11 protein-coding genes and 1 pseudogene are annotated in these 11721 nt (G+C 70.2%); 6 read left to right on the forward strand and 6 right to left on the reverse strand.

From position 1 onward, the window contains the following. The first annotated feature begins 140 nt into the window (after positions 1–140). Together ACWD4G_RS42110 and ACWD4G_RS42115 are read left to right on the forward strand one after the other, a co-directional pair. The gene (locus tag ACWD4G_RS42110) at positions 141–455 is read left to right on the forward strand and encodes a hypothetical protein (protein WP_451303384.1); all 315 of its coding nucleotides are present in this window, start codon (positions 141–143) and stop codon (positions 453–455) included. Beyond that, positions 452–850 (forward strand): hypothetical protein, encoded by a 399-nt coding sequence (locus tag ACWD4G_RS42115; RefSeq protein ID WP_451303386.1) that lies wholly within the window; start codon positions 452–454, stop codon positions 848–850. The genes ACWD4G_RS42110 and ACWD4G_RS42115 overlap by 4 nt, the downstream gene beginning before the upstream one ends. Here the strand turns inward: ACWD4G_RS42115 and ACWD4G_RS42120 are convergent. The 4 genes from ACWD4G_RS42120 to ACWD4G_RS42135 form a co-directional block, all read right to left on the reverse strand. Then, a complete protein-coding gene (locus tag ACWD4G_RS42120) occupies positions 844–2328 on the reverse strand; it encodes a HAMP domain-containing sensor histidine kinase (protein ID WP_451303388.1) in 1485 nt (494 codons plus the stop codon). The two genes, ACWD4G_RS42115 and ACWD4G_RS42120, sit on opposite strands and share 7 nt — an antisense overlap. Continuing rightward, positions 2325–3053, reverse strand: coding sequence for a response regulator transcription factor (locus ACWD4G_RS42125; RefSeq protein ID WP_451303390.1), 729 nt, complete (start codon positions 3051–3053; stop codon positions 2325–2327). Before ACWD4G_RS42125 ends, ACWD4G_RS42120 begins: the two co-directional genes overlap by 4 nt. A 217-nt stretch (positions 3054–3270) precedes the next feature. Then, positions 3271–3465: a hypothetical protein gene (locus ACWD4G_RS42130; protein WP_451303392.1), complete on the reverse strand. Its 195-nt coding sequence runs from the start codon at positions 3463–3465 to the stop codon at positions 3271–3273. A 49-nt stretch (positions 3466–3514) separates the two neighbouring features. Then, positions 3515–4753 carry a S1C family serine protease gene (locus ACWD4G_RS42135; RefSeq protein WP_451303394.1) on the reverse strand — a complete coding sequence of 413 codons (1239 nt, stop codon included), beginning with the start codon at positions 4751–4753 and terminating at the stop codon, positions 3515–3517. 365 nt (positions 4754–5118) lie between these two features. Between ACWD4G_RS42135 and ACWD4G_RS42140 the strand changes: the two genes are divergently transcribed. Next, entirely contained in the window at positions 5119–6882 is a 1764-nt protein-coding gene (locus ACWD4G_RS42140; RefSeq protein WP_451303396.1) for a trypsin-like serine protease, read from the forward strand. A 201-nt stretch (positions 6883–7083) separates the two neighbouring features. On the opposite strand, the gene ACWD4G_RS42145 is transcribed toward ACWD4G_RS42140, so the two are convergent. Both ACWD4G_RS42145 and ACWD4G_RS42150 read right to left on the reverse strand, forming a co-directional pair. Continuing rightward, positions 7084–8106: a LacI family DNA-binding transcriptional regulator gene (locus ACWD4G_RS42145; RefSeq protein WP_451303398.1), complete on the reverse strand. Its 1023-nt coding sequence runs from the start codon at positions 8104–8106 to the stop codon at positions 7084–7086. A gap of 95 nt (positions 8107–8201) precedes the next feature. Further along, entirely contained in the window at positions 8202–8981 is a 780-nt protein-coding gene (locus ACWD4G_RS42150; protein ID WP_451303400.1) for a response regulator transcription factor, read from the reverse strand. A gap of 180 nt (positions 8982–9161) precedes the next feature. On the opposite strand from ACWD4G_RS42150, the pseudogene ACWD4G_RS42155 reads away from it, so the two are divergent. The 3 genes and pseudogenes from ACWD4G_RS42155 (at position 9162) to ACWD4G_RS42165 (ending at position 11602) form a co-directional block, all read left to right on the forward strand. Next, positions 9162–10149, forward strand: a pseudogene (locus ACWD4G_RS42155) (alpha/beta hydrolase). Positions 10150–10194: 45 nt separating this feature from the next. After that, a complete protein-coding gene (locus tag ACWD4G_RS42160; protein WP_451303402.1) occupies positions 10195–10449 on the forward strand; it encodes a MoaD/ThiS family protein in 255 nt (84 codons plus the stop codon). Between the two features lie 10 nt (positions 10450–10459). After that, on the forward strand, positions 10460–11602 hold the full coding sequence (locus tag ACWD4G_RS42165; RefSeq protein ID WP_451303404.1) for a hypothetical protein: 1143 nt from the start codon (positions 10460–10462) through the stop codon (positions 11600–11602). Positions 11603–11721 lie beyond the last annotated feature (119 nt).

Below are 11721 nucleotides of genomic sequence, written 5' to 3' on the forward strand. Positions count from 1 at the left end.
CTCAGAAAACCGTCAAATATCGCCACATCATGATCACAAAGCATGTGCAGCCGTACGTTCGATGGGCTGCCTGAACGCTTTCGGGTGAAGGGTGCGGGAATTCGGGGCCAGGACTGCCGTGACGTGGCTATGGTGGCCCTATGGCTGAGCACACCACCATCCAGGTCTCCAAGCAGGCTCGCGACCATCTCGCCCAGGTCGCCAAGGAGCGGGGCATGACCCTGGGCCAACTCATCGAGAAACTGGCCGCCGAGCAGCCGACCGAGGAACAGATCGCGGAGCGGGTGGCCGCCACGCGCAAGGTACTGCGTGAGCGCATGGGATGCACGCTCACCGACGAGGAGTTCGACAACGGGCCGGACGTGCTGGCCAACATCTACGCGATGGCCGCGGAGAAGATGCACTCCGGCCGTCAGGCGTTCCGCTCCGACGAGGGCCGGGAGCGCGCCGCGTGATCATCCTCGACACGGGCGCGGCCCTCGCGCTCGCCCGGGGCCACCAGGCCCTGCACCGCCTCATGGACAACGTCGCGCACACCCCCGGCGACTGGCTGCGCATCCCCTCCCTGTGCCTGATGGGGGCGGAGGAGAAGGACCAAGGGGTTGGACAGGCGCTGCTCTCCCTGCCGGGCGTCCACATTGACCCGCTCGGACAGACGGCCGCCGTGACCGTGGGTGGCATGGTCCGCGACGGATGGGGCGGAGCGGACATCTGCCACGCCCTCTATGTGGCCACTCCGCATCTGGAGACGGGCGGCATGTCCATCATCCTGACGCCTGACGAGAACGCCTACCCACCCGGCGTCCTCGCCATCGACATCGACTCCCCGGGAATGCTCGGCTTCTACTGACGTGTCGCCGGGGCGTCCGGGGCCTCCGGTGTCTCCGGCGGAGCCGTCGGGGCCCCCGGCAGCCGTACCGTCGCCAGGGTGCCGCCGCCGTCCGCGCGGGACAGGGTGACCTCGCCGCCCGCCTGCTGGACCGTACGCGCCACGATGGACAGGCCGAGGCCCGAGCCGGGCAACGCCCGTGCCGAGGGCGAACGCCAGAAGCGGTCGAAGACATGGGGGAGTTCGTCGGCGGGGATACCGGGGCCGTGGTCGCGGACCGTCAGGACACCGGCGTCCAGCGACACCTCGATCGTGCCGCCCTCGGGGCTGAACTTCACCGCGTTGTCCAGGATGTTGACGATGGCCCGCTCCAGGGCGGAGGGCTCCGAACTGACGTACCACGGTTGCAGATCCGCCGTGATCGTCAGCTCCGGGCCGCGCAGCCGGGCCCGCCGCAACGCCGCCTCCACCGTCTCCTGGAAGTCGACCACCTGGAGGCGTACGCCCTGCTGGCCGGAGTCCGAGCGGGACAGTTCCTGCAAGTCGCCGATGAGCGAGGCCAGTTCGGTCATCTGGGCCTTCACCGAGGCGAGCAGGGCCTTGCGGTCCTCGGCCGGGATCGGGCGGCCGGTCTCCTCGCTGCGGGTGAGGAGTTCTATGTTCGTACGGAGGGAGGTGAGGGGGGTGCGGAGTTCGTGGCCCGCGTCCGCGATCAACTGCTGTTGCAGCTCACGGGAGTTCGCGAGCGCGCTCGTCATCGAGTTGAAGGAACGGGACAGCCGGGCCACCTCGTCCTCGCTCTCCTCCGCCACCGGGATGCGGATGCTCAGGTCCTCGGTGCGGGCGACGTGTTCGACGGCCTCCGTCAGCTTGTCGACCGGGCGCAGGCCCGCGCGGGCCACCGCCAGGCCGGCCGCTCCGGCGCCCACGACCCCGATGCCGGAGACGAGGAGCAGGATCAGGGCGAGGTCGTTGAGGGTGGCCTGGGTGCCCTTCAGGGGGAGGGCCACGACGATCGCCGCGTTGGTCTGGGCCCCGGTGTCCCCGTCGATGAAGACCACCGGCCTGGTCATGATGCGTACGTCGGTGCCGTCCGAGGCGGTGCCGTTGTAGTAGACGGCCTCGGTGCGGCCGGTACCGGCGGCGGCCTCCTTGTCCGTGTCGCTGACCTTGACCGTGCCGACCGAGAACCCGAAGACACAGGGCGTCCCGTCCTTGAGGACCACCTGGAAGTAGGTGTTGCGGGGGCCGAAACGCGGGTTGTCCTCCTCCACGGTCTGCGTGCAGTTCGTGACCGCGAGCCCGGCCTGGTCCTGGATGGCCCCCATGCGGGTCGCCTTGTCCAGCTCGTCGTTCAACTGCTCGTACAGCTTCCCCTGCACGATGAACCAGCACGTCACCGACACCGCCGCCACCGCGAACGCCACCGCCGCCGCGACCAGCATCGACAGCCGGGCGCGGATGGGGAGGGAGCGGTAGCGGCGCAGGACCTTGTTCACTCGGCGCCGCCCTGTCGCAGTACGTACCCCACGCCCCGGACGGTGTGGACGAGACGCGGCTCGCCGCCCGCCTCGGTCTTGCGCCGCAGATACATGACGTAGACGTCGAGGGAGTTGGACGACGGCTCGAAGTCGAAGCCCCAGACCGCCTTCAGGATCTGCTCACGCGTGAGTACCTGGCGCGGGTGCGCCATGAACATCTCCAGCAGCGTGAACTCCGTACGGGTCAGCTCCACCGGCCGGCCGCCCCGGGTGACCTCACGGGTCGCGAGGTCCATCCGCAGGTCCGCGAAGGTCAGCGCCTCGTCCGCCTGGGTGGTCTCGGCCACGGCCGCGGCGTAGGAGCTGCGGCGCAGCAACGCCCGTACGCGGGCGAAGAGTTCGTCCAGCTCGAAGGGCTTGACCAGGTAGTCGTCGGCGCCGGCGTCGAGGCCGGTGACGCGGTCGCCGACGGTGTCGCGGGCCGTCAGCATCAGGATGGGGGTGGTGTCGCCCGCGCCGCGGATACGGCGGGCGGCGGTCAGACCGTCCATGCGGGGCATCTGGATGTCGAGGATCACCAGGTCCGGGCGGTACGCGGTGGCCTTCTCCAGCGCGTCCGCGCCGTCGACCGCGACCTCGGTGTCGTAGCCCTCGAAGGCGAGGCTGCGCTGCAGTGCTTCGCGGACGGCGGGTTCGTCGTCGACGATGAGGATGCGCTGGGGGTCGCCTTCGGCGGGGCTCATGGTGTTTTTGTCCTCGGGGTGTGGGTGGGGCGCCTAGTAGCTCGGGGGAGCGGGTTGTGTGGCGAGTGCGGGTTGTGTAGGGCTGGTCGCGCCCACGCGGCGGAGCCGCATATCGGGCACAGTCCCGCGCCCCTGAAGATGGCCCTGCGGGCCGATCTAAGGGGTGCGGTCCTGCCTAGCCTCGCATGTTCCCCTGCCCCCATAGAAGCCTCGAAGATCAGCCGCGAGCGCTCGTCCGGCGGTGCGTCCGTGCAGTCGCATTCCTGCGGGCCTGGGCGCGGCCCGCGGAGGCTGCCACCTCGGGGGCCCGGGTGGTGACCGGTGGGTGCAGTTGCGTCGCCACGGTCAGGGCCAGGGTCAGCCCGGCCGGGTCGCCGGCGGTCATGGCGTTGTGCGAGACCTGCTTGATCATGTCTGCCTCCAAGGTCGGGAGAGCGAACCGGTGGTGGTGGTCGGTGCCGTCAGTCCGAGCCGCCGGCGCGGAGGGTGCTCAGGTCGGACTTGACCGTGTTGATCGGGATGGCGAAGCCGAGGCCGACGCTGCCGGCGCTGGAGGAGTCCGAGCCGGAGGCCGAGTACATCGCCGAGTTGATGCCGATGATGTTGCCGTTCATGTCGATGAGGGCGCCGCCGGAGTTGCCGGGGTTGAGCGAGGCGTCGGTCTGGAGCGCCTTGTACGTGGTCGTCGACGAACCGGTGTCGCCGTTGAACTGCTGGCCGCCGAACTCGAACGGCCACCCGCCGCCGCCCTGCTGCTGTTGCTGCTGGCCCTGGCTCTCGTCCGTCGAGACGGTGACGTCACGGTCGAGGGCGGAGACGATGCCGCTGGTGACGGTGCCGGTGAGGCCCTCGGGGGAACCGATCGCCACGACCTCGTCGCCGACCTTGACGTTGTCGGAGTCGCCGAGGGTCGCCGCCTTCAGACCGGAGGCGTTCTCCAGCTTGATCAGGGCGAGGTCCTTCTTGCTGTCGGTTCCGACGACCTGGGCCGTGTAGGACTTGCCGTCGTTGGTCGTCACCTTGATCTCGGAGGCGCCGGAGATGACGTGGTTGTTGGTGATGATCTCGCCGTCGCTGGTGATGATCACACCGGAACCGGTGGACTCACCCGCGCTGGAGCTGGCGCTGATCTCCACGATGCTCGGGCTGACCGCCGAGGCGACCCCCGCGACCGTGCCCTTCTGGCTGGTCGGCACCACGCTCGTGGTGGTGGTGCTGGAGGCCGTCGTGCCCGAGCCGGTCAGCTCCTGGATGCCGTACGCCGTACCGCCGCCGATCGCCGCCGCCACGATCGCCACCGCCGCGAGCAGGGCCATGGGGCCGCGCGCCCGCTTCTTCGGCGCGGGCGCGGACGCCGGGGCCGAGGAGACCGGCTCGGTGAGGAGGGCGGTGGGAGCGCCGGAGGGGGCCGTGTGTTCCGCCGCACCGGACTGGCCGTACGGGTCCTTCGCACCCGGCTGACCGTACGGGTCGTGCCCGGCGGCCGCGGCGGGGTCGTATGCCGGCGGGGGCGGCCACTCGGGGTTCACCGGGCTCGCCGGTGCCGCCGGAGCCACGGGGTTCCCCGGGGCGGAGGCGTGCTGCTGCTGGAGGTACGCGGGCTGCTGCTGGGTCTCGCCCTGGGCGTACCCGGAGTGCTGCTGCTGTTCCCCGTGGAAGGGGTTCTCGTACTCGCCGCTGCGGCGGAAGCTCTCGGTCATGACTCAGAGCTTGTCGCGCCTCCATGAGACCTTCCTGAGTGCTCCCTGAGAAGCCCGCCAGAACCTCGTTTGCCCCATATAAAGATGCCCGGCCCCGCACCCCGAGGCACCCCGGCCCCGCACCCGCAGGCGCCCCGGCTCCCCCGCGCGCAGGGGAAACAAAGGCCGGAGGCGAGGTGAAGAACGCGTGCGCGAGGACCGAATGCTCATCTGATTCTTGTGAATTACGTGTAAGAAGTGACAAGCGAGGCTTAGAATCACTCGGCCGGAGGGGGGCTCCGCGGGGACAACCCGTGTTCGGGGTCGGCGTCGTATGCCCTTTCTCGGGCTGCCCACGACACCCACCCACCTTCCAGGAGCCCTGAGTGATACGTGCCCTGAAGGCACTTCCCGCGGCCGCGCTGGCCCTGGCCCTGAGCGGTGCCGGCGCCATGGCGGCGCAGCCCGCGATGGCGGCCGACGCCGCCGACCAGCCCACGGTCACCCTCGACAAGCCCGCCGCCCCCAAGGCCTCCGCCAAGGAACTCCGCCAGCGTGTGATCAAGGCGGCGGAGGACCAGGCGACCCCGGCCACCGAGGAGTCCAGCGAGTCCACGGCGGACTCCGACGGGACGAGCCCGTCCTCCCAGTCACCGTTCATCATCGGCGGCAGCGAGACGACGATCTCCTCCGCGCCCTGGATGGTCCAGCTCGCCTACTACGACGCGGACACCGACGAGGGCTACTTCTGCGGCGGCACCCTGGTCGCCCCGAACAAGGTCCTCACCGCCGCGCACTGCGTCGACGGCCTGGACTGGGTCGACAACGGCGCCGTGCTGGCCGGTACGACCGACCTGTACGACGACACCACGGGCACGGTCGCGGGCGTGATCCGCCAGTGGCAGCACACCAAGTACGACGAAGAGCTGATCAAGAACGACGTCGCCGTCCTCACCCTGGACCGCCCGCTGTCACAGAAGTGGCTGCCGCTGGCCGCGTCCAACGACAGCGCGCTCTACAAGGCGGGCACCAGCGCCACGGCGTACGGCTGGGGTCTGACCTCCGGCGCGGAGGACGCCCAGCTGTCGGCCAAGCTGAAGAAGGCCACGCTGCCCGTGGTCGCCGACTCGACCTGCAACAGCGCCATGCTGTCGATCCTCGGCAAGGACTACTTCGCCGAGGGCTCCATGGTCTGCGCGGGCACCCCGGCCTCCGGCGGTGACGAGGGCACGACCAGCACCTGCAACGGCGACTCCGGCGGCCCGCTGGTCGTCAACAACAAGGTTGTCGGCATCGTCTCGTGGGGTGTCTCCGGCTGTGTCGCCGAGGGCGCCTACCCGGTGTTCACGAAGGTCTCCGCGTACACCTGGGCCGCGCAGCCCCGCATCGACGACGCGGACCTGTCGTACGACGGCCGCGCCGACCTCCTCGCCCGTACGCCCTCCGGCAACCTCTTCATGCAGCGGAGCAACGGCACCTCGCTCGCCCAGCGCGAGTACCAGGGCAACGGCTGGCAGAGCGCCAGCTGGGGCATGCAGGCCGATCTGGACCGGGACTACTACCAGGACCTGATCATCCGGGACAAGAACGACGGCAAGCTGTACCGCAGCTACATGAACCACTCCACCTGGGAGTGGAACTGGATGGAGATCAGCTCGGTCTGGGGCGGCTGGAAGTCCTACGCGATCCCCGGTGACATGACCGGTGACGCCCGCCCCGACCTCCTCGCGCTGGCCGCCGACGGCTCGGTCTACCTCTACCCGGGCAAGGGCAACGGCCAGTTCAACGCCAAGATCCGGATCGTCAACAAGGCGTGGAAGGGCATGAAGCTCCTCGGCCGCGGCGACCTCTCCGGCGACGGCAAGGCAGACCTCCTGGTCCGCTACCCGAACGGCGACCTCTACCTCTACAAGGGCACCGGCAAGGCCTCGTCCCCCTGGTCCCCCCGCATCAAGGCCCGCTCCGGCTGGAACTTCACGGCGTACGTCACCAACGGCGACGTCACGGGCGACGGCGTCGCCGACGTAATCGCCCGCGACTCCGGCGGCACCCTGTGGCTCTACCCCGGCACGAACAAGGCATCCACGTCCCTGTTCGCGAGCCGCATCAAGCTGGGCACGGGCTTCAACCAGTACAACGCCCTGTTCTAGAGCGCAGGGAGCACATACAGCACGTACAGCAGAAGGCCCGCGCCTCGTTTTTCGGGGCGCGGGCCTTGTTGCGCTTGGGGCAGAAGGGCGCCTGCAGGTCTTTTAGGGGCGCGGGGAACTGCGCGAGCAACCACGACGCACCCGCACTCCGCAAACAACCCAACCCCCCACGGCGCTACCCGCCCCGGCACCCGCGGGACGCTACTCGCACCCGCAAGACCGCCGCGCGACCAGCTTCGAAGGAAACAGCTTCACCCGTTCCCGCCGAGACCCCGCCACCCGAATCCCGTCATCGAGCACCAGATCCACCGCGGCCCGAGCCATCCCCGTACGATCCGTCGCCACAGTCGTGAGCGGCGGATCAGTGAGCGCCGCTTCCTTCACATCGTCGAACCCGGCGACAGCCAACTCACCCGGCACCTCGATCCGCAACTCACGCGCGGCCCGCAGCACCCCGATCGCCTGGTCATCGGTGGAACAGAAGATCGCCGGCGGCCGATGGGGCCCGGACAACAGCTCCAGAGCCACGTTGTACGCGTCGTACCGGTTGTACGGCGCCTGGAAGAGGCGCCCCTCCGTGGAGATCCCGGCCTCGTCCATGGCCCGCCGCCAGCCCTCGACATGGTCGGAGACGGGGTCGCCGACGAGCGGGGTCTCGGCGATGCCGCCCATACAGGCCACGTATTCGTGTCCGTGCGCCAGCAGATGCCGTACGGCGAGCTCGGCGCCCCCGAGGTCGTCCGTCACCACGGCCACGTCGTCGATCGCCTCCGGCCGCTCGTGCAACAGCACGACCCGGGCGTCCCACGCCTCTATCTCGGCGGCCGCGTTGTCGTTGAGGGCATGGCTGACGAGGATCAGACCGGAGACCCGCATCCCGAGGAAGGCCCGCAGATAGTGGACCTCGCGCTCGGCGACGTAGTCGGTGTTGCCGACGAGGACCATCTTTCCGCGCTCGGCGGCCGCCTGTTCGACCGCATGGGTCATCTCGCCGAAGAACGGCTGGCGGGCGTCCGGCACGATCATGCCTATGAGATCCGTGCGCCGGGAGGCCATCGCCTGGGCGACCCGGTCGGGCCGGTACCCCAGCTCCTTGATGGCGGCGAGGACACGCTCGCGCGTGGCCGGGGCGACCGGCCGGGGTCCGTTGTTGATGACATAGCTGACGACGGCGGTGGAAGTCCCCGCCAGTCGCGCCACATCATCCCGAGTCACCTTGGCCACGCGCGGAGTCTACGCGGATGGAACGCCGCTGGGCAGGGCGTACATGGCCCTCTCTGTGCGAGAGCTGTGTACATGCCACGGAAGTCGATCACCCGCTACGCGTCGGCCGGGACCTCGGCGGCCCCCACGGACGCCGTCTCGTCCGCATCCTCCGCCTTTTGGGCGCTCGCCTTGGCCTTCGCGTCGTCGCCCGTGCGCTCCGCCTTCTCGGGCGTAACGAATCGATAACCCACGTTCCGGACGGTTCCGATCAGCGACTCGTGCTCGGGGCCGAGCTTGGCGCGCAGCCGTCGTACGTGGACGTCGACGGTCCGGGTGCCGCCGAAGTAGTCGTAGCCCCAGACCTCCTGCAGCAGCTGGGCGCGGGTGAAGACGCGGCCAGGGTGCTGGGCGAGGTACTTCAGGAGCTCGAACTCCTTGAAGGTGAGGTCGAGGACGCGGCCCTTGAGCTTGGCGCTGTACGTGGCCTCGTCGACGGACAGATCGCCGTTGCGGATCTCCATCGGGGAGTCGTCGTTGACGATCTGCTGCCGGCCCATGGCCAGCCGCAGCCGGGCCTCGACCTCGGCGGGGCCCGCGGTGTCGAGGAGGACGTCGTCGATGCCCCAGTCGGCGGTGACGGCGGCGAGCCCGCCCTCCGTCACGACGAGGATGAGGGGGCAGCCGGGGCCCGTGGACCGCAGCAGCTGGCACAGGCTGCGCACCTGCGGCAGATCACGGCGCCCGTCGATCAGGATGACGTCGGCACCGGGGGTGTCGACGAGGGCGGGCCCCTCCGCCGGAGCCACGCGCACGCTGTGCAGCAGCAGGCCGAGGGCCGGGAGCACCTCCGTCGACGGCTGGAGGGCATTGGTCAGGAGCAGCAGAGAACTCATACGTCTGGTTCCTCCTCGGTCCCCGCGAGGACGTCTCGGCACCTCGGCGGCCAGCACACCCAGCACCCACGGTCACCCGTGGTCACCTGGTGTTTCCCGCTTCGTATACAACGCTACAGAAAGCACAAAAGGACCCGGGGGCCACATTGCCCAGGTCCTCTGTCCAGCAGAATAGCCGACATGAGTGCTGGTCCGGCAGGCCATGTGACGCGATCTACGGGTATTCCGAACTCTGAGACGACCGGTCGAACGACTTCTCGAACGCTTCCTCGGACGTCAGGCGCCCCTTTGCGCAGATTTCTGACCACTGAAGACGGGGTGAACATCGAGGCCGTATACGACCCGGGCCCGGCCGTATACGACATCGAGGGTGCCACCCCCGACGGCACCGGAACTCCACCCTCCGGCCATCTGCCGGCCTCCGACCGCCTGGCGGTGGTCGTGGCCCACGGCTTCACCGGCCACGCGGACCGCCCCCATGTCCGCAGGGTCGCCAAGGCCCTGGCCCGCCATGGCTCGGTCGTCACCTTCTCCTTCCGGGGCCACGGCCGCTCCGGCGGCCACTCCACGGTCGGCGACCGCGAGGTCCTCGACCTGGCCGCCGCCGTCCGCTGGGCCCGCGAACTGGGCCACACCCGCGTGGCCACCGTCGGCTTCTGGGGGCACCTCCCACGCCCTTAAGGCAGTGGGGGAGGGGGGCTCGGTGGTCCTGCGCCACGCGGCACTCCCGGACGCCGCCACGGACGCCGTGGTCTCCGTCAGCGCCCCCGCCCGCTGGTACTACCGGGGCACGCTCCCCATGCGCCGCGTCCACTGGCTGATCACCCACCCCCTGGGCCGCGCGCTCGGCCGCTACGGCTTCCACACCCGCATCCACCACCGCGACTGGAACCCGGTCCCGCTCTCTCCGGTGGAATCGGTTCCTTTGATCGCCCCCACGCCTTTGCTGATCGTCCACGGCGACAGCGACGGCTACTTCCCGGTCGATCACCCCCAGACGCTGGCCGAGGCCTCCGGCGAACACGGTGAACTGTGGCTGGAGGAAGGGATGGGCCACGCGGAGAACGCGTCGAGCGAGGAGCTGCTGGAGAGGGTGGGGGAGTGGCTGGCGAGGAGGACTTCGGCCCACTCGCGGTTTCCACACAACCCAGAACCCCCCGTAGCCTGATCCCCATCACAACCGGCGAACAAGGAACCGAGAAGGAACCCCCAGATGCCAAAGGGCACCCTCCGCTACTGGGCGGCGGCAAAAGCGGCGGCCGGCGTCGCCGAGGAGCCCTACGACGCGGCAACCCTGGCCGACGCCCTGGCCGCCGCCCGGCGACAACACCCCGGCGACCTCCCCCGCGTCCTGCTGCGCTGCTCGTTCCTCGTCGACGGTGACCCCGTGGGCACCCGTGAACATGAGACGGTACGTCTGGCCGAGGGCGGCACGGTCGAGGTGCTCCCGCCGTTCGCAGGAGGGTGACCCCCAGATCATGAGCAACCAGCCGTACGGGTATGAGGGCCACCAGGGGCACGACCAGTCGTACGACCCCCACCAACAGCAGCCCCAGCAGCCGTACCAGCCGTACCCGCACCAGCCCCAGCAGGACGGCTGGCAGGGCTACGACCAGTCCCAGGCCGCCCACGCCCAGCAGTACGCGCAGCAGTGGGAGGGCCAGACCTGGGAGACCCAGGTGCACGCGCAGCCCGCGATCGCGGCCAACCTCACGGAGACGGCGTACCTGCCCCCGCAGACGGACGCGCAGTACGCCCCGCAGCCGACCGCGTCCCCCGTCGCCCCCCAGCCCGTGTCGTCCTCCTCCGCCTCCCCCTCCTCCGACCCGGGCTACGGTCCCGCGACGCTCGCGGGCAACGCCCGGATCACCGACGCCCAGCGGGCACGGGCCGAGGGCCGGTCGCCGATCATCGAACCGGGTATGCAACCGGCGCTGATCACGGCCGCGTTGGGCCTGCTGCTGGCGGGCGCGGCGGTCATCGGGGAGTACGCGCTGGCCGTACCGCTGGTGGTGCTGCAGGCGGTGACGGCGGCGGGCTGGTTCCGGCTGAACGGCATGTGGCCGGCCCGGCAGGGCATCGTGCTGGCGTTCGCGGGCGCGCTGGCGGCGGACGCGGCGCTCTTCGCGGCGGGCCGGGAACAGGCGCCGGCGGCGATCCTCGGCACGCTCGGCGTGTGGGTCCTGCTCGCCCTCGTCCTCGGCCTGCGCAGCCACGCCGATCCGGACGAGCGGATGTACGGCCTGATGGCGACGGTGGCGTCGGCGGCGTTGGCGATCATCGCGACGGGGTACTTGGCGGCGATCGCCGACGCGGTGACGGTGGGCGGTGTGGCGGTGGCCGTGGCGGTGGTGGCCCGAGCGGTGCCGCTGCCTCCGGCGGCGTCGGTGGTGGTTGCCCTGCTGGCGGCTGCGGGCGCCGGCGTTGCGGTGGGCGGCGCGACGGAGTTCGGCACGTCGGGTGCGCTGCTTGGTGCGGGGGCCGGTCTGTGCGCCCTGATCGGGCACCGGGTGGCCAGTTACGACTACCCGTCGCGGTTCGTCCACTTCACGGCCGGGGTGGCACTTCCGCTGTCCGCCGCGGCCCCGGCGGTGTATCTGCTGGGCCGGGCGTTGGGGTGAGCGCGCGGGAGAGCTCGGGGGGTTGAGGCGGTCGGGCGACTGCGGGTGGTGTGTGGTTGCTCGCGCAGTTCCCCGCGCCCCTAAAAAGGCGGGGCGCAGCCCCAAGCCTTTAGGGGCGC

Source organism: Streptomyces sp. NPDC002643 (assembly GCF_053592555.1).